Origin of the sequence: Lentzea indica (assembly GCF_012184385.1) — a bacterium.
GTDB classification, from domain to species: domain Bacteria; phylum Actinomycetota; class Actinomycetes; order Mycobacteriales; family Pseudonocardiaceae; genus Lentzea; species Lentzea indica.
In genome coordinates, this window is the sequence record NZ_VSRL01000045.1 from 1 (window position 1) to 15,866 (window position 15,866).

Annotated in this window: 18 protein-coding genes and 3 pseudogenes; 8 read left to right on the forward strand and 13 right to left on the reverse strand. The window is 68.2% G+C overall.

Translation table 11 applies throughout. The features are described 5' to 3' along the window. Both FXN61_RS15165 and FXN61_RS15170 read right to left on the reverse strand, forming a co-directional pair. Window positions 1-440, reverse strand: a pseudogene (locus FXN61_RS15165) (hypothetical protein); the annotation flags it as partial. Window positions 441-516: 76 nt separating this feature from the next. Continuing rightward, a pseudogene (locus tag FXN61_RS15170) lies at window positions 517-926 on the reverse strand (hotdog fold thioesterase). A 103-nt stretch (window positions 927-1,029) separates the two neighbouring features. On the opposite strand from FXN61_RS15170, the gene polA reads away from it, so the two are divergent. Further along, on the forward strand, window positions 1,030-3,654 hold the full coding sequence (polA, locus tag FXN61_RS15175; RefSeq protein WP_246291577.1) for a DNA polymerase I: 2,625 nt from the start codon (window positions 1,030-1,032) through the stop codon (window positions 3,652-3,654). Between the two features lie 166 nt (window positions 3,655-3,820). After that, complete coding sequence (locus FXN61_RS15180) at window positions 3,821-4,186, forward strand: VOC family protein (protein ID WP_174876265.1); 366 nt, start codon at window positions 3,821-3,823, stop codon at window positions 4,184-4,186. An 82-nt stretch (window positions 4,187-4,268) separates the two neighbouring features. On the opposite strand, the gene FXN61_RS52135 is transcribed toward FXN61_RS15180, so the two are convergent. The 5 genes and pseudogenes from FXN61_RS52135 to FXN61_RS15195 all read right to left on the reverse strand — a co-directional run bounded on the left by FXN61_RS52135 (window position 4,269) and on the right by FXN61_RS15195 (window position 7,447). Continuing rightward, a complete protein-coding gene (locus FXN61_RS52135; RefSeq protein ID WP_246291572.1) occupies window positions 4,269-4,496 on the reverse strand; it encodes a hypothetical protein in 228 nt (75 codons plus the stop codon). Window positions 4,497-4,510: 14 nt separating this feature from the next. Then, window positions 4,511-4,555 (reverse strand): annotated as a pseudogene (locus FXN61_RS56325) (hypothetical protein); the annotation flags it as partial. A 90-nt stretch (window positions 4,556-4,645) separates the two neighbouring features. Then, entirely contained in the window at window positions 4,646-6,496 is a 1,851-nt protein-coding gene (locus FXN61_RS15190; protein WP_312877752.1) for a S9 family peptidase, read from the reverse strand. Beyond that, window positions 6,439-6,762, reverse strand: a complete 324-nt coding sequence (locus tag FXN61_RS52140) for a hypothetical protein (protein ID WP_246291574.1) — start codon at window positions 6,760-6,762, stop codon at window positions 6,439-6,441. Before FXN61_RS52140 ends, FXN61_RS15190 begins: the two co-directional genes overlap by 58 nt. 28 nt (window positions 6,763-6,790) lie before the next feature. After that, a complete protein-coding gene (locus FXN61_RS15195; protein WP_167974394.1) occupies window positions 6,791-7,447 on the reverse strand; it encodes a DUF4097 family beta strand repeat-containing protein in 657 nt (218 codons plus the stop codon). A gap of 291 nt (window positions 7,448-7,738) precedes the next feature. Here FXN61_RS15195 and FXN61_RS55340 point away from each other — a divergent pair, with 291 nt between their 5' ends. The 3 genes from FXN61_RS55340 (at window position 7,739) to FXN61_RS15205 (ending at window position 9,600) form a co-directional block, all read left to right on the forward strand. Continuing rightward, a complete protein-coding gene (locus FXN61_RS55340) occupies window positions 7,739-8,200 on the forward strand; it encodes a glycosyltransferase (protein WP_246291575.1) in 462 nt (153 codons plus the stop codon). Next, window positions 8,197-8,418, forward strand: coding sequence for a nucleotide disphospho-sugar-binding domain-containing protein (locus tag FXN61_RS55345; protein WP_246291586.1), 222 nt, complete (start codon window positions 8,197-8,199; stop codon window positions 8,416-8,418). Before FXN61_RS55340 ends, FXN61_RS55345 begins: the two co-directional genes overlap by 4 nt. 132 nt (window positions 8,419-8,550) lie before the next feature. Further along, on the forward strand, window positions 8,551-9,600 hold the full coding sequence (locus FXN61_RS15205; protein ID WP_167974398.1) for an Hsp70 family protein: 1,050 nt from the start codon (window positions 8,551-8,553) through the stop codon (window positions 9,598-9,600). Here the strand turns inward: FXN61_RS15205 and FXN61_RS15210 are convergent. Next, window positions 9,590-10,807 (reverse strand): aminotransferase class V-fold PLP-dependent enzyme, encoded by a 1,218-nt coding sequence (locus tag FXN61_RS15210; RefSeq protein ID WP_167974400.1) that lies wholly within the window; start codon window positions 10,805-10,807, stop codon window positions 9,590-9,592. The genes FXN61_RS15205 and FXN61_RS15210 overlap by 11 nt on opposite strands. Then, the gene (locus tag FXN61_RS15215; RefSeq protein ID WP_167974402.1) at window positions 10,794-11,264 is read right to left on the reverse strand and encodes a DUF1453 domain-containing protein; all 471 of its coding nucleotides are present in this window, start codon (window positions 11,262-11,264) and stop codon (window positions 10,794-10,796) included. The genes FXN61_RS15210 and FXN61_RS15215 overlap by 14 nt, the downstream gene beginning before the upstream one ends. 63 nt (window positions 11,265-11,327) lie before the next feature. Here FXN61_RS15215 and FXN61_RS15220 point away from each other — a divergent pair, with 63 nt between their 5' ends. Next, window positions 11,328-11,930 carry a TetR/AcrR family transcriptional regulator gene (locus FXN61_RS15220; protein WP_312877753.1) on the forward strand — a complete coding sequence of 201 codons (603 nt, stop codon included), beginning with the start codon at window positions 11,328-11,330 and terminating at the stop codon, window positions 11,928-11,930. A gap of 72 nt (window positions 11,931-12,002) precedes the next feature. Next, a complete protein-coding gene (locus tag FXN61_RS15225; protein WP_223165448.1) occupies window positions 12,003-12,251 on the forward strand; it encodes an AfsR/SARP family transcriptional regulator in 249 nt (82 codons plus the stop codon). Window positions 12,252-12,283: 32 nt separating this feature from the next. Here the strand turns inward: FXN61_RS15225 and FXN61_RS15230 are convergent, their stop codons facing one another. Both FXN61_RS15230 and FXN61_RS15235 read right to left on the reverse strand, forming a co-directional pair. Further along, entirely contained in the window at window positions 12,284-13,744 is a 1,461-nt protein-coding gene (locus FXN61_RS15230) for an alkaline phosphatase family protein (RefSeq protein WP_167974408.1), read from the reverse strand. Between the two features lie 86 nt (window positions 13,745-13,830). After that, window positions 13,831-14,277 carry a winged helix-turn-helix transcriptional regulator gene (locus FXN61_RS15235; RefSeq protein WP_167974410.1) on the reverse strand — a complete coding sequence of 149 codons (447 nt, stop codon included), beginning with the start codon at window positions 14,275-14,277 and terminating at the stop codon, window positions 13,831-13,833. Between the two features lie 76 nt (window positions 14,278-14,353). Between FXN61_RS15235 and FXN61_RS15240 the strand changes: the two genes are divergently transcribed. Further along, complete coding sequence (locus tag FXN61_RS15240; protein ID WP_167974412.1) at window positions 14,354-14,866, forward strand: GNAT family N-acetyltransferase; 513 nt, start codon at window positions 14,354-14,356, stop codon at window positions 14,864-14,866. A gap of 149 nt (window positions 14,867-15,015) precedes the next feature. On the opposite strand, the gene FXN61_RS56330 is transcribed toward FXN61_RS15240, so the two are convergent. Both FXN61_RS56330 and FXN61_RS56335 read right to left on the reverse strand, forming a co-directional pair. Next, complete coding sequence (locus tag FXN61_RS56330) at window positions 15,016-15,189, reverse strand: hypothetical protein (RefSeq protein WP_167974414.1); 174 nt, start codon at window positions 15,187-15,189, stop codon at window positions 15,016-15,018. A 145-nt stretch (window positions 15,190-15,334) separates the two neighbouring features. Further along, window positions 15,335-15,862, reverse strand: coding sequence for an FAD-binding protein (locus FXN61_RS56335; protein ID WP_167974417.1), 528 nt, complete (start codon window positions 15,860-15,862; stop codon window positions 15,335-15,337). Between the last annotated feature and the right edge of the window lie 4 nt (window positions 15,863-15,866).

A 15,866-nucleotide genomic window follows, 5' to 3' on the forward strand; every position in this document is an offset into this window, starting at 1 on the left:
CCCAGGCCCAGGTAGTCCGGGGCCGTGGTGAGGTAGCCGGCGGAGGCGAACAGCAGTGCCGCGGCGCGGTCGTTGCCGTCCGCCACCGAGGCGACCGAGCCCCGGTAGCCGGTGGTGCCGTGCAACCAGGTGACCTGGCGCGGTGACCTGTCGCCGTTGCGCGGTAAGGCGATCAGGGCGCTGGCCGTTGTCGGTTTTCCGTGCGGGTCGATGGTGCGGTACACGATCCGCTTCGCGTCCACACCGAATCGGACGCGCGAGGCGTCCAGGTCGTAGTCCCCCAGATAAGTGACCAACTGGCTGGTGTCCATCGTGGACACCGGGACGACGTCGAGGAGTTCGCCGCGCCTCGCGGCATCCGCGGAAGCGGTGGCGGGGACCGCCGAAGCGACCACGGCGCCGCACAGGAGGGCTGCTGTCAATCGAGTCGAGAAAGCCATGGCACCACGATCTCGCCCTGATCTTGGCGAGTCAGTGGTGCAGGCCGCACAGTTGGGGTGGGGTAAACCCCAGTGTTCAGGCTCCGGGTGGCTTCGGGCGCAGGAGGCACGTGAGGCGGGCGGTGCAGGTGCGCTTGCCCTCCTCGTCCGTCACGACGATCTCGTACGTCGTCGTGCTGCGGCGAGGTTGATGGGGCGCGCCACGCCCGTCACGATGCCCTCGCGCGCGGCTCGATGATGGGTGCAGGACAGCTCGAGCCCGACGGCGACGCGGTTGAACTGCGCCGCGTGCATCGCGGACGCGAGCGAGCCCAGCTGCTCCGCGAGCACCGCGTTCGCACCACCGTGCAGCAGCCCGAACGGCTGGCGGTTGCCCTTGACCGGCATCGTGCCGACCATCTCCTGGACATCCCATTGGGTGATTTCGATGCCCATGCGGACGTGCAATTGTTCGTCGGCGAAGTCCACTGGCAGGTCGGGGGTCACACGGGCTCCAAGGGCTCAAGCGAAAGTGTCAGACCCCCACCCTAGACTCGGGCTCGTGACTAACTCAGACGTGAAACGGCTCCTGCTCATCGACGGTCACTCGATGGCCTACCGAGCGTTCTACGCCCTGCCCGCCGAGAACTTCGTCACGGCAACGGGCCAGGTCACGAACGCCGTGTACGGGTTCACGTCCATGCTGATCAACATCCTGCGGGACGAGAAGCCCACGCACGTCGCGGTGGCGTTCGACGTGTCGCGCAAGACCTTCCGGTCCGAGCAGTACCCGGAGTACAAGGCCGGTCGCTCCAAGACTCCGGACGAGTTCCGCAGCCAGGTCTCCCTGATCCAGGACGTGCTGGCCACGCTCCGGATCCCCACGATGGAGAAGGAGAACTACGAGGCGGACGACATCATCGCGACCCTGACCACCCAGGCGGTGGCCCAGGGCTTCGAGGTGGCGATCGTCACCGGAGACCGCGACGCGTTCCAGCTGGTCAACGACCAGGTGACGGTGCTGTACCCGGTCAAGGGCGTCTCGGAGATGGGCCGGTTCACCCCCGCGTACGTCGAGGAGAAGCATGGCGTGCGGCCCGACCAGTACGCGGACTACGCGGCGGTGCGCGGCGACTCGTCGGACAACCTGCCGAACACGCCGGGCGTGGGCCCCAAGACGATCATCAAGCTGCTCAACCAGTTCGGCGGCCTGAACGAGCTCGTCGACCACATCGACGAGGTGCCGGGCAAGGTCGGCGAGGCGCTGCGCGGCAACCTGGCGAACATCATCATGAACCGCCAGCTCACCGAGCTGATCAAGGACGTCGAGCTGCCGTACACGATCGACGGTCTCGAGGCCCAGCAGTGGGATCGCGACGCCGTGCACCGGCTGTTCGACGAGCTGGAGTTCCGCGTTCTGCGCGACAGGCTGTTCCAGACCCTGACGACCGCGGAGCCCGAGGCCGAGGAGGGCTTCGAGGTCTCCGGTGGCGCGATTCCCACGGGCACGCTGGCCAGGTGGCTGGACGAGAACGCGCGCAAGACGCGGGTCGGCGTTGCTCTGCGCATCACGAACGACCTGGAGGGCGTCGCGCTGTGCACGGCTTCCGGTGAAGGCGGGTACGTCGACGTCACGGAGCTGAACGAGGCCGACGAGCAGGCGCTGGCCGCGTGGCTGGCCGACGAGAGCGTGGCCAAGGCGGGCCATGACCTGAAGCTGCCGTTGCGCCGCGTGCGCGCCCGCGGGTGGAAGCTGCGCGGCCTGACCTCGGACACGGCCCTGGCCGCGTACCTGGTGCGTCCCGGGCAGCGCTCGTTCGCCCTGGACGACCTGGCGCTGCGCTACCTGAAGCGCGAGCTGCGGGCCGAGGAGTCCGGCGACGGGCAGCTGTCGTTGCTCTCCGACGAGTCCGAGGAGGCGCAGAAGGTCGCGACCAGCACGATCCTGCGCGCGCGTGCGGTGGCGGAGCTCGCCGACCGCCTGGACGCCGAGCTCGTCACCATCGGCGGCGCCGACCTGCTGGCGAACCTCGAACTGCCGCTGATGAACGTGCTCGACGAGGTGGAGGCCGTCGGCATCGCCATCGACGTCGAGCACCTCTCGGAGCTGGAGGCGCACTTCGCGGCGGGCGTGAAGCAGGCGGCCCAGGACGCCTACTCGGTCATCGGCAAGGAGATCAACCTCGGCAGCCCGAAGCAGCTGCAGACGGTGCTCTTCGACGAGCTGAACATGCCGAAGACCAAGAAGACCAAGACCGGCTACACCACGGACGCGGACGCTCTGCAGAACCTCTTCGAGCAGACCGAGCACCCGTTCCTGCAGCACCTGCTGTCCCACCGCGACGTCACGCGCTTGAAGTCCACTGTGGACGGCCTGCTGAAGTCGGTGGCCGACGACGGCCGCATCCACACGACGTTCCACCAGACGATCGCCGCCACGGGCCGCCTGTCCTCGACGGACCCGAACCTGCAGAACATCCCGATCCGCACGGACGAGGGCCGCCGCATCCGTCAGGCCTTCGTCGTCGGCGACGGTTACACGGAGCTGATGACCGCGGACTACAGCCAGATCGAGATGCGGATCATGGCGACGCTGTCCGGCGACGAGGGCCTGATCGCGGCCTTCAACAGCGGTGAGGACCTGCACACCTACGTGGCCTCGCAGGCGTTCTCGATCCCCACCTCCGAGGTGACGGGCGAGATGCGCCGCCGCATCAAGGCCATGTCCTACGGCCTCGCCTACGGCCTGTCGGTGTTCGGTCTGTCGCAGCAGCTGCGCATCCCGACCGAAGAGGCCCGCGAGCAGATGGAGGCCTACTTCTCCCGCTTCGGCGGCGTCCGCGACTACCTCAACGAGATCGTCGAGAAGGCCCGCAAGGACGGCTACACCGAGACCGTCCTCGGCCGCCGCCGCTACCTGCCGGACCTCACCTCCGACAACCGTCAGCGCCGCGAGATGGCTGAACGCATGGCCCTCAACGCCCCCATCCAGGGCAGCGCGGCCGACATCATCAAGGTGGCCATGCTGGGCGTCTTCCGCGCGCTGGAGTCGTCCGGCCTGCGTTCGCGCATGCTGCTCCAGGTTCACGACGAATTGGTCCTGGAGATCGCCGACGGCGAGCGCGAGGCCGTGGAGGCCCTGGTGCGTGACCAGATGGGCAACGCCTACCCGCTCCAGGTCCCGCTGGAGGTCTCGGTCGGCGTGGGCCGCTCCTGGGACGACGCCGCCCACTAGGGCCTACTGGGCGTGTATCGAAAGCGCCGGTCACAGCCATCCGTTGGTCTGAGGCAGGGGTAAACCGCTACTTCAGCGGTGGATGCGGCGAGTACGGTGCGGCTGTGGCCGGTGATCGCGTGCAGCGGCGGTTTACGGAGACAGACGCGCGGACGCGAAGGAGCGGATGGTGCCAGGCGCTGTACTGCGAGGGGTGACTCTGGACTGTGCCGACCCGCAGACGCTGGCGGGCTTCTACGGTGCACTGACCGGGATGCGCGAGCTCTTCAGTACGGACGAGTTCGTCGCTCTGACGGACGACTCCGGCTGTGATCTGGGATTCCAGCGGGTTGACGGATACCGGGCTCCGCAATGGCCGGGTCAGGATGTGCCACAACAGTTCCACTTGGACTTCCGCGCTGACGACCTCGATGCGATGGAAGAGCTGGCGCTGGAACTCGGCGCGGCCAAACCGGACCATCAGCCCGGCGACGGACGCTGGCGGGTACTCCTGGATCCGGCTGGCCACCCCTTCTGCCTGACGTCTTCCTGACATCACCGGCGTTGACAGGTATCCCCTGTCAGACGCCGTAGCGCTCAGGCGTGGGCGAGCGGTTCATCAGCTGCTGGCCGCCTCAGAGAGGGCTCCTTCTGCAGGTCCCCCTTTTCCGCGCTCCGGCGGCGTGCTGGTGGGCCGGGCGGACGGTGGAGTCGACGTTGAGGTCCCAGGTGATCAGGTCCTTGGCATCGGCCCAGGTCTGGAGTTCGGTGAAGATGCGCTGCCAGGTGCCGTTGCGCTGCCAGCGGCGGAACAGGTCGTACGCGCGGCCCACGGCCCGTACTCGGCGGGCATGTCCCGCCACGGGATGCCGGTACGAACCCGGAAGCGTATGTCGTTGATCAGCTGCCGCCGAATCCACATCGGTGGCCGGCCGCGTTTCTTGCCCTATACACGCCCTAATGCCCGCAACGCCGTCCAAGCCGAGGCCTGGACGGCGTTGCGGTGTGCTGCTCAGCCGAAGATCTCGCCCAGCAGCTCGGGGTCGATCGCGATGGGCGCGGGCCGGTAGGCAGGCGGCTCCGTGCCCATCAGCGAGCGGACCAGGAAGTCCCAGCTGCGCGTGCGGACGTAGGACAGGCAGTCGATGAACATGTGCTCGGCACCCGGCACGATGAGCATCTCGAAGTCCTTGCCTGCGGCGATGAGCCGGTCGGCCAGCCGCAGGGTCTGGCCCGCGTGGACCTGGTCGTCCATTTCGCCGTGGACGAGCAGCAGCTTGCCCTCCAACCGGTCGGCGATGTCCACGTTCGAGGAACGGGCGTAGGCCTCCGGGTTGTTCGCGCCGTCGAAGGTCTCGATGAAGCCCCGGTTGAAGAAGCGGGCGTCGTGCCAGCCGGACAGCGAAACACCGGCCTTGTAGGTCTCGGGGAACGTCAGCAGCGCCCGCATGGTGGCGAAACCGCCTCCCGAGTGGCCGAACGCGCCCACGCGGTCCAGGTCAATCCACGGCCGGGTCGCGGCCAGCTGGTGCAGCGCCGCGACGTGGTCGTCCAGGCTGCCCGCGTCCGCGATGTGGCCGTACGAGGCGTCGTGGAAGGCCTTGCCGCGACCCAGGGTGCCGCGGCCGTCGATGGCCACCACCACGAAACCCAGTGCTGCCAACGGTTCCGCGTCCATGCCCATGCCGCCGGGGTCGAAGCACGGGTCGACGCGGTTGACCTGCGGGCCGGGGTAGATGGTGTCCACCACGGGGTAGCTCTGGGAGAGGTCGAATCCGCGCGGCCGGTACAGCACGCCGTAGATGTCGGTCTCACCGTCGGCCGCCTTGACGCAGAAGCGTTCCGGCGCGGTCCACCCGGTGGCGAGCAACCGGCTGATGTCGGCGCGCTCCAGCTCGACCAGCACGCGGCCGGTCCAGTCGCGCACCACTGTCACCGGCGCGGTGTCCACAGTGGACGCCGAGTCGACGAAGTACTCCTTGTTCTCCGACACGGTGACGACGTGGTCCAGCGAGTCGTCCGTGACGCGGGCGAACCCGGTGCCGTCCAGGCCGATCCGGCAGACCGTCCGTCGATACGGGTCCTCGGGAACCAAGCCGGAAGCCGTGAAGTAGACGAACCGGTCCGTCTCGTCGACGTGCAGGATCTGGCGCACCGTCCACTCGCCGGAGGTGACCTGGTCGAGCAGCTCGCCGGTGTGCAGGTCGTAGCGGTAGAGGTGGCCCCAGCCGTCGCGCTGCGAGAACCACAGCACCTCGTCGTCCAGCACGCGGATGATCGCGGGCTCGAAGAGCCACTGGTTGGGATCGACTCGGGTGGGCCCCGACTCGCTCAGCACGACGCTGACCTCGCCGGTCGCCGGGTCCATCCGGTGCAGGGTGAGCGTGCGCTGGTCACGGGGCTGGGCGAGGTAGTAGACCGCCGAGCTGTCCGGAGCCCACCACGCCCAGCCGGTCAGGATCGGCGACACCTGCTGCATGAGCAGCGGCTCGGCCTGGGCGCGGACCACCGTGCCGGAAGCGACGTCCAGCACGACCAGCTCGGCCTGCGACATGTGCTCGTCACCGGCATAGCCGTACCGCTGGGTGTGCACCACCGGGGCGCCGCCGTCAGCGGGTGCGGACTCCACGAGGTGTGTGAGCCGGACGTTGCGCTCGTCGGTCCGGTGCGCCAGCACCTTCGTCGAGTCGGGCGACCAGGCCAGTGCGGGCGGCAGGTGCGGCAGGCCGAACTTGCGCATCAGGGTGCGGAAGCTCGTGCAGTCCGGGCCGTAGCCGTACCCGTGGTCCTGCTCGCCGTCGGTGGTCAGCGCCCACTCGCGGTCACCGGAGCGGGCCCAGAGGTCGTTCCCGCGGCGGGACACCGCGATCTTGCCGTCGGGGACGGCACCTCCAGCGGGTTTCCCGGCTGTCCGATGAACGGAGTGGGGTCGAAGTCCGGCGTACGGGTGCCCGCCGCCGGGTCGACCAGCACGAACTGCCTGCTGTCGCCGTCGCGGACCTGGTACCAGAAACGGGTACCACCTTCGATCCACTGTGGACGGACCTTGTCGCCGACGACGAGCTCGGCCGGGTTGGCGAGACGGCGGAGAAGTTGTTCCGCGGCCTGGTAGTTCTCGGTGGTGCTCATGGTCGTTCTCCCCAGTTTCCGGAGTTTGTCAGAGGCTGCGTGCGGTGATGTCGCCGGACGCGGTGGTGGCGTGGATGTTCAGGACGGCGGAACCGTCGTTGTGCAGCGAGTTGTGAACGCGGCCGTGAGAGGTGCCGGCGTCCAGGGAGGCGGACACGGAGGCGCCGACCGACACGTCGCCGGCCTGGGTGCGCAGGACGACGGTGCCGCGCACGGCCTCGGCGATCTTGATGTCGCCCTGGGCGGTGGTGATCTCCGCGGGACCGGTGAGACGGCCGATCGCGACGTCACCGGCCTGGGTGGTGAGGCGGACGCTCGCGGCCTCGTCGAGCTGGACGTCACCGTGCGAGCTCTCGAACGCGATGTCACCGAGCCGTCCGACGCCGCGGAACTCCACGCTGGCGGCCTTCGCCTCGACGCGCGAACCCTCCGGCAGCTGGACCGTCACGTCGAGGGAGCCGGAGGCGCCGAGGATCTGGTTCTTCGCCTCGGCGGAAATCCGCAGGACGCCGTCGGTGAACTCGACCGTGGTCTGCTCGGCGACCTTCACGTCGCGGCTCTTCGAGGCGTCCGCGGGCAGGACCTCGACCGCGGTGTCGGCCCGGTCGGCGGCGATGAACCGGACGCGCCCGGCGGGGATGTCCAGGACCGCGGCGATCGGGTCGGGGGTGGCGAACGTCTGCATCTCTGGCTCCTGTAGCTCGTCGTTTCTGATGAGCGAAAAGCTACGTTGCGTTCAGGGGTACAGACAACACGCTTGTTGCGATGGAATCGTATTTATGCAGTTAAGAGCTAGAAGATCGTTGCAATGGTGTGGAAATCTAACGCAACGTGAGATCCTCAATCGTTGCAATGAGTGAGGTTGAACGCCAGGGCGCGCGGGTGGGCGGCGCGGGAGGACCCGAAGACGGTCCACTGTGGATTGAGAGGGAAACGTTCCTTCCTCCCCGACCAGGGGATTTGAGGGGGTTTCACCATGCGGTTTCTGGTGTCCACGATCGGTTCGCGGGGAGAGGCGCAGCCGGTCACCGCGCTGGCCGTGCAGCTGAAAGAGCTGGGCAACGAGGTGAAAGTCGTTGCGCCGCCGGACTTCGAGGAGCTCGTGACCAGCAACGGCGTCGACTTCACGCCGGTCGGCCCGACCCTGCGCACCGTCGCGGCCGTCAAGCTGAAGCCGGAGGACCTCGGCAGGCTGGCAGAGGAGTCGGTGAAGGAACAGTTCCGGGTCATCACGCAGGCCCGGAACTGGAGGCGTTCCTGGACGGCGGCGAACCGCCGATCTACTTCGGGCTGGGCAGTGTGCGAGGTGCCCAGGACACGGCGGCAAACGCCGTCAAGGCGGCCCGCGCGCTCGGCAAACGCGTTGTCCTGCAACGCGGTTGGGCGGATCTGCAGCTCACCGACGACGCCGGGGACTGCATCGCGATCGGCGAGGTGAACCAGCAGGCGCTGTTCCGCCGTGTCGCCGCGATCGTGCACCACGGCGGTGCCGGCACCACCACGACGGCCGCGGCGGCGGGCACGCCGCAGATCGTGCTGCCCCACATGTACGACCAGTACTACTGGGGCAACCAGATCGAGCGCCTGAACGTCGGCCGGTCGGCGAAGTCCGTGACGACCGAAACCCTCGACGAGACGCTCCAGCTGAGCGAATAGGCCGCCAAGGTGGGCACCCAGGTGCGCACGGACGGTGCGAGGGCCGCCGCGCAACGCCTGATGGCAACTCAGGTGAACCGAGCCATCTGAGACGTACGTGTGATGGGTGTCCGCGCATGAGGGAGACCCGCGATGCCGTACCAGGTTGGGCTCGATCTCGGATCCGCAGGCACCACGGTCGCCACCGACCGCGGTGTCACCACCAACTGCCGCCGCCAGGCCGGCGCACCGGCCAGGGAAATCACGAACGTCCTCGACGATCTCGCACATCGTCACGGGGAGCCGCCGAGCAAGGTGGCCATGACGCATTCCCCGAGCTGGCCGCACGAGCACCTTGAACAGCTCCGCAAGGACCTCATCGACGAGGGACGTGCAGACGTGTTGTTCGTGCCCGCGCCGCACGCCGCGGCCATCGCGTTCGACGCCGACGTGCACATGCCGGAGCACAGCACGGTCGCGGTGTTCGACTTCGGCGCCACCGGGTGTGACGTCACGGTGCTGCGCAAGGAAGGCGTGTTCCTGGTGGCAGGGCGGCTGGAGCGGGTCGGCATCGGCGGGTTCGACCTCGACGGCCTGGTGGTGGAGCACGTGATCGCGAAGATCGGGACGCACAGCCGGGAGCTCGTCCAGAGCTGCGTCGAGGCCAAGGAACTGCTCGGCAGCTATCCGGAGGTGCGGATCCCGTACATCGCGGTCGGCGGGGAGGTGCGCGAGGTCAGGCTCAGCAGGCTGGAGTTCGAGGCGATCATCCGGCCGTCGGTCGAGCTGGCCGTGGACGCGCTGGAACGTGCGGCCTGCTTCGCGTGGCCCGACGTCGTCCTGCTCGTCGGTGGATCGGCGCGGATTCCATTGGTGGCCAAGGAGATCGCGGAACGACTGAAGATCCCGGTGATGAGAGCGCCCGACGGCGCGGCCGCGATGGGTGCCCTGCTCGAAGCCAGACAGCTGGAACCCGAACCCGCGGAAGAACCGACCGTTCAAATACCGGCGCCGCGGGAAGAAGAAAAGCCGAAGCGGCACATCCCCACCACGCCGTTCATCGCGGCAGCGCTCATCGCGCTCGTCATCGGGGGCGGCTGGGCCGCGCACGAGGCGATGAACCGGCCGCGGGTGATGATGGAGACCACCAGCGTGGAACTCGCGCCGCCCGGAACGGCGGAGCTGCCCCGGATCAGCGGGTGAGCGCGCGGATCTCCTTCAGGGTCCGATCGATTTCCTGTGGTGTGTTGAGGATCGACGTACCGACTCGCGCGTACGGGATCCGGTAGGCCGCCGTGGTGATCTGGATGCGCTTCGGCTTCAGCCGCGCCAGGACCTCGCTGCCTTCCATCCCGGCGACGTCGAAGCACACCATGCCCGCGGACAACCGGGGATCGCGCGGCGTGTGGATCACAACGCCGGGGATCTCGGCGAGGCCGTCCTTGAACCTCGTTGCCAGCTCGGTGATCCGTGCCGCCACGCGGTTGCGGCCGAGGCGTTGGTGGAACTGCACGGCCGCCTTCACCGCGTAGTAGTGCTCGAACGCGTGGAAGCCGCCGGGCCCGAGCAACGCCGTCTGGCTGCGGTTGCTCAGGCTCGGCAGCAGCGGCACGATCTGGTCGCTCACCTCGGGATTCACCCACACCATGCCGGTGCCGCGCGGCCCGAACAGCCACTTGTGCGTGCCCGCGACGAACACGTCCGCGCCCATGCGTGCCGCGTCGTCGTCGACCGCCGCCAGTCCGTGCACGCCGTCGACGACGAGCAGGCAGCGGTATTCCTGTTTGCGGCCCTTGTTGGCCTCGGCGACGACCTGTGCGCACGCCCGTACCGGCATCTTCAGGCCCGTGCTCGACTGCACCCACGTGATGCCGACGGCACGGGTTTGCGGCGTGATCGAGTTCCGCAGCCGGGTCGCGATCTCGTCCTCGGTGGCCTTCGCCGAGTTCTCGTAGAGCGTGCCGATCCTGACCTTCGCGCCGACCCGTCCCGCCGCGAGCCGAGCCGACTGCTGGTGCCACGCGTGGTCCTGGTCGTTGAGCAGCAACTCCTGGTCAGGGCGCAGTTTCAGGCCGCCGTAGACGATCGACAGCCCGATGGTCGTGTTGGGCACGAACGCGATGTCGTCCGGGGCGCCGCCGACGTACTGCCCGAGCGCGACGGCGACCTCCTGTTCCTGCTCGGTCATCAGGTCGTGCGAGTTGCCGTCCAGCTTGCGCTTGAAGTTTTCGACCGCCGTCCGCACCTCACGCGGGTTCGACGCGAGGTAGAACAGGCCCAGGTTGGTCAGTGACGGGTCCAGCCGGAACTCGCGGCGCACAGCGCCCCAGTCCGTTCCCGGCACGGCTGACGCAGCGGTCGGTGTGATGGCGAGAAGTCCGGTTCCGACGAGGAAGTCACGACGCTCCATGCCTCCCATGGAACCGCTCCTGCGCCGGATTGCGCAGCGTTTTCTCCGGAGCGAAAGGAATTCCCGTGTTGAGAGCCTTGGCGCCGATCGTGCACAGCTCGCCGAGCATGCTCACGCCGATCGACAGCTGAATCGGTGCGTGTCCGCCGATGAGCAGCCCCAGTCCGACACTCGCGCCGAGCGACGTCACCCACACGAGCAACGTCCACGGCGTGTAGCGCTGCCAGAGGTGGCCGTCCCGCTCGAACAGCCTGATCGTCATGCCCCTCAGCGCACCGAACGCGAAACCGGCGGCGAGCGGCAGCAGGTAGATCAGGTGGAACTCGTCCACTGCGCGGATGCCGAAGAACAGCAGGAACGCGGGCGGTGCCAGCAGGTCTCTCGCGTTGAGCGGCTCGCCGATGAACCTGCGCACGAGCACGTACAGCACACCGGCCGCGATCAGCGCATACGTCATTGCATCCCCCTTAGTAGCATGACCTTGCTACTTAAACTAGCAGGGTCATGCTACAAAAGGGAGGTGTCACCTCGAGTCGTCGATCCCGCCGCCCGCCGCCAAGCCGTCGCCGAGGCGGTGTTCCGCGTGGTCGTACGGGATGGCGTCGAACAGGCCTCACTGCGCAACGTGGCACTGGAGGCGGGCCTCGCGATCGGCTCGATCCGGCACTACTTCGACAGCCACGACGACATGATCATCTTTGCGGTCGAGGCCCTGATCCGATCGATAGAACAACGAGTCTTCGCCCATGTGCGGTCGCTCGAAGACCGCACGGACCTCCGTCGCCCAGCCGAACGCGTGCTCTCCGAGGTGCTGCCGCTCGATGACCGCCGGCGCGACGAGGCCGTGCTGTGGCTGGCTTTCGCCACCGCGGCCAGGACCCGTCCTTCGCTGCTGCCGCACGCCGAGCAGCTCTACGACGGGTTGCGTGCGTTGTGCCGCCGGGTGCTCACCGTGATGGTCGAGTCCGGCACCGTGGCGGCAGACCTCGACATCGCGCTGGAGACCGAACGGCTGGCGTCGCTGCTGGACGGGCTCACCGTCGACGGCGTGCTGCACCCGGACCGGATGACCCCGGACCTCACGGTGTCGTTGCTGCGCAAGCACCTCGACTCGTTGCGCTGAAACGTGCCGCGGTCAACGGAAATGAGGCATTCTCGTAGCGCACCGAAGTTCACTGGGGGATGGGGTGTGAGCGTGAGAGCGCTCGTGCTGGGGCCGATCGAGGTGTGGGTCGGAGACAAACAGGTGAGTCTCGGCGGCCCGAAGCCGAGGACGTTGCTCGCCGCCTTGTTGTTGCAGCCACGTCAGGTCGTGCCGGTGGAACGGCTGATCGATCTGATTTGGGATGAGTCGCCGCCGCAGACAGCGGGCGCGCTGGTCCACACCTACGTGTCGTCGCTGCGGCGCGCGGTGCGAGGGAGGCGAACGAGCTCGACGGGCTGAGCGCCGCGGACTGGCGCTCAGCCCTCTGAGAGCTACGACAGGCGCGGGGCGTCCACCGCCCAGTACCAGTTGTTGCCGGCCTCGAAGAGCCGCCAGGAGACCTTGGCGGTACGAGCACCCTGCGGGACGGTCACGTCCAGCGAGATCTGCTGGGCGAGGCCGTTCGTGTTGTGGGTGCGGACGACCTGTTCGGGACCGCCGTCGAACGACACGGAAACGGTGCCGCGCTGGGTGCCCTCCTGCAGGTAGTGCGAGACGTACTCCAGCTTCACGTTCGACTTGCCCGTCACGTCGTAGGCGGGCGAGGCCAGCGTGGAGTCGAACTTGCCGCGCGACGACGGTGAACCCTTGTCGTCCCACTCGTCCGGGTCGGCGACCGCGAAAACGCCGCGCGCACGCACGTTCGCCTCACGCTGCTGCGAAGGCGCGGTGCGGGTCCAGAAGTCGTCGGTCGTGAACGACCAGCCCTGCCACTCCGCGACACCCTGCGGCATCGACGACGCGGTGGTCACCGTCCAGCCGGCCGGACCCTGGTGGGTCCAGCCCAGAACGCTTGCGGGCACACCGGTTTCGTCCTGGCGCGGCTTCAGCGTCGCCGAGTCGAACGGGTCCACCGGCGCGGTGCCGATCGCGTAGCCGTCCAGGGAAGCGGACACGCCGAGGTGCTTCAACGCGGACGCTGCCACGTCCACGAGCTTCGGCGCCACCGCAGGCCGCGCGGAGCCCGTCGAGATCACGAACGTCATCCGCTCCTCGGGAGAGTCACCGCCGTGGCCGCCCGCCGCCGTGTGGCCGTGGTCGGTGGTGATCATGATCAGCCAGTCCTCCGAGGCGTATGACGGGCGCGACTCGATGGCGCTGACAAGGCGGCCGATCTGCGCGTCGTTGGTGCGCATCGCCGCGGCGTACTGGGAGGAGTCGGCGCCGTTGCTGTGGCCCGCGATGTCGATCTGCCCGAGGTAGACGAACGACGCGTCAGCGGCGTTCGTGCGAAGGTGCTGCTCGGCGTCGACCGTGATCTTCTCGTCCGAACCCGTGTAGCCGGCCGTGTCGCCGTCGAGCACGTACTTGCGGTCCTGGCCGGTGCGCAGGATCTGGTCGCTGATCGGCTTCCAGTCCACCGCCGCATACGTCGACAGGGCCGGGTTCGCGGTGTTGGCGCGCTCGAGCCAGCTCGGGTACGACGCGAGGGCGTTGCCGGCGAACGAGTTGTCCTTGACCTTGTGCTTGTCCGGCCAGACCCCGGTGAGGACGGTGGACCAGCCGGGGCCGCTGGAGGTCTGGGCCATGCCCGACCCGTACAGCGCGCTGCGGGCGCCGTAACCGCGGTTCAGCAGCGCCTTGATGTTGGGGGTGTCGGCGCTCAGCAGCTTGTCGTACCGCGCGCCGTCGAGCCCGATCACGAGCACCTTCGGCGTCTTCGCGGGTTCCGCGACGGCTACCGGGATGACCAGCAGCAGGGGCAGCAGTAACGCAAGAGCAGCTCTTGTCATGACAAGCAGACTTGCGTTCTGAAACCGTCTTCAGCAATGGATTGGGCTTCAAGTTCACCCGGGCTTCGACGGTTGTCAGTACAAGTTCACTGCCTGGCCGTCACCTGCACGTCGCGCGCGGTCAGTTCGGCGCCGCAGTCGGTGCATTCGACCCTCGCCCGCACGCCGCCGCCGCAGTCGCGGTGGTGCAGGTGGAACGACTCTTCTTCCTCCGGAGCCATCCACTTCTCACCCCACGTGCGCAGCGCCATCAGCACCGGGTAGAGATCCCTGCCCTTCTCCGTGAGCCGGTACTCGTGCCGTGTGCGGCCGTCTTCCTGATAGGGCACGCGCTTGAGCACGCCTTCCTGCAGCAGCACGTTGAGGCGGTCTGTCAGCACGCTGCGGGAAATCTCCATCGTCGCCTGGAAGTCCTCGAAGCGGCGGGTTCCCAGGAAGATCTGGCGGAGCAGCAACAGCGTCCAGCGCTCGCCCAGCAGCGCCGCGGGACGGCCCAGGGCACAGGGCATGCTGGCGAAACTCGCGTACGGCATGAGCCAAGAATACTCCTTGCGTTCGTTTTTCGAACTCAGCTACAGTTCGGATTCCGAACTCAGGGAGTCGATCCTCATGCGCGTCACCGAGCTCAACCGCGACACCGCGCCGGAAGCTGTCGACGCGGTGTTCGAAGGACTGTCCGCGCGAAGCCGCTACCTGCGGTTCCACTCGCCGACGCCACGCCTGACCGCGTCCGCCCGCCGCGTGCTGATCGACGTGGACGGCGAACGTCACGCGGCCGTGTGTGCGCGCATCGGTGGCGACCCGGTCGGCATCGCCCGGCTGATCAAGACCGGTGAGCGCTGTGCGGAGATCGCGGTCGCTGTCGTCGACCTGTGGCAACGCCGTGGCGTGGGGCGCCGGTTGCTGGAGGAGCTGACCGCGGTCGCGGCCAGGATGGGTGTCGCGGAACTGCACGGCGACGTGCTGCCGGACAACGAGGCCATGCTCGCGCTGGTGCGCAAGGTGCTGCCGGGCGTGCGTCTGACCAGGGAGATCGACACGATCCAGCTGAGCTACCCGCTGGCGTGGGTGACCGCGGAGATCACCGACGCCGACCTTATAGACAGCTTGCAGGGGATTTAGAGGTCGTGCTCCGACGATGGCCGCGTGACCATCGCACGTCCCGCCGGCCACCTGATCGGCCGCTCCGAGATCGTGGAGCGCGCCTGTTCGTGGCTGCGCGACTCGGTTCCGTACAGCCAGACGAGGTTCCACCAGAACGAGCACGGCATCTACCGCGCCGACTGCTCCGGGTTCGTGTCGATGGCGTGGGGGCTGCCCGGCAAACCGGAAGACCGGCACGGCGGGCTCGACACCCCCGGCCTGGTGGTGGTCAGCAGCCTGATCCTGCCGGAGGAGCTGCGCGCGGGTGACGTGATCATCCGCGCGGACGGCACCAACCTCACCCGGCACGTCGTGATCTTCGCGGCGTGGGCGGAGGAGCCTGGCCGGTACTGGGCGTACGAACAGGCGGGTGGTCACCGCACCCGCCTGCGCGCCGTCACCTACCGTACGAGACGGGGGCGGAGCTGTACGTGCCGCGCCGCTACGTCAGCCTGCTCGAACCGTGATTCCCTCGTGCACGGTCCAGCCCGACGGCTTCGGCACCAGGACCCTCAACGCGGTGCTCGTGTCCTCGAAGTGGCGCAACAGCTCGGCCGTCAACGCGGAGACTTCGGCGGTCTCGCAGCGCAGATCGTGCGGCACATGGCGAGACGTCCCGTGCAACGGCGTCAGCCAGCCCTGCGCCCTCCCCAGCACGGCGCTCACCACCGAGGTGCGCGACAGCCTCGATCCCGGCGTGGCCAGGCCGTGCGCCTGCGTGGCCGCGTCCAGTTCCGCCCAGGTCGCGCCCGCCTGCACCTCGGCGGTCCGCTCCCCGGCGTTGACCGTGATCCCCTTCAACGCGGTCAGGTCCAGAGCGATCTCGTTCCGCTTCGGTCGGCTGCTCGTCGTGACCCGAGCCGTTGCCGCCGCGCGAACCTCATGGTCGCCGAGATGTCGTGCGGCGTGGCCACACGCACCTCGGCGCTCGCCCCGGAGGCCGGCGTCCGCACGGTTCCCCTGACCGCCGTGCACAACG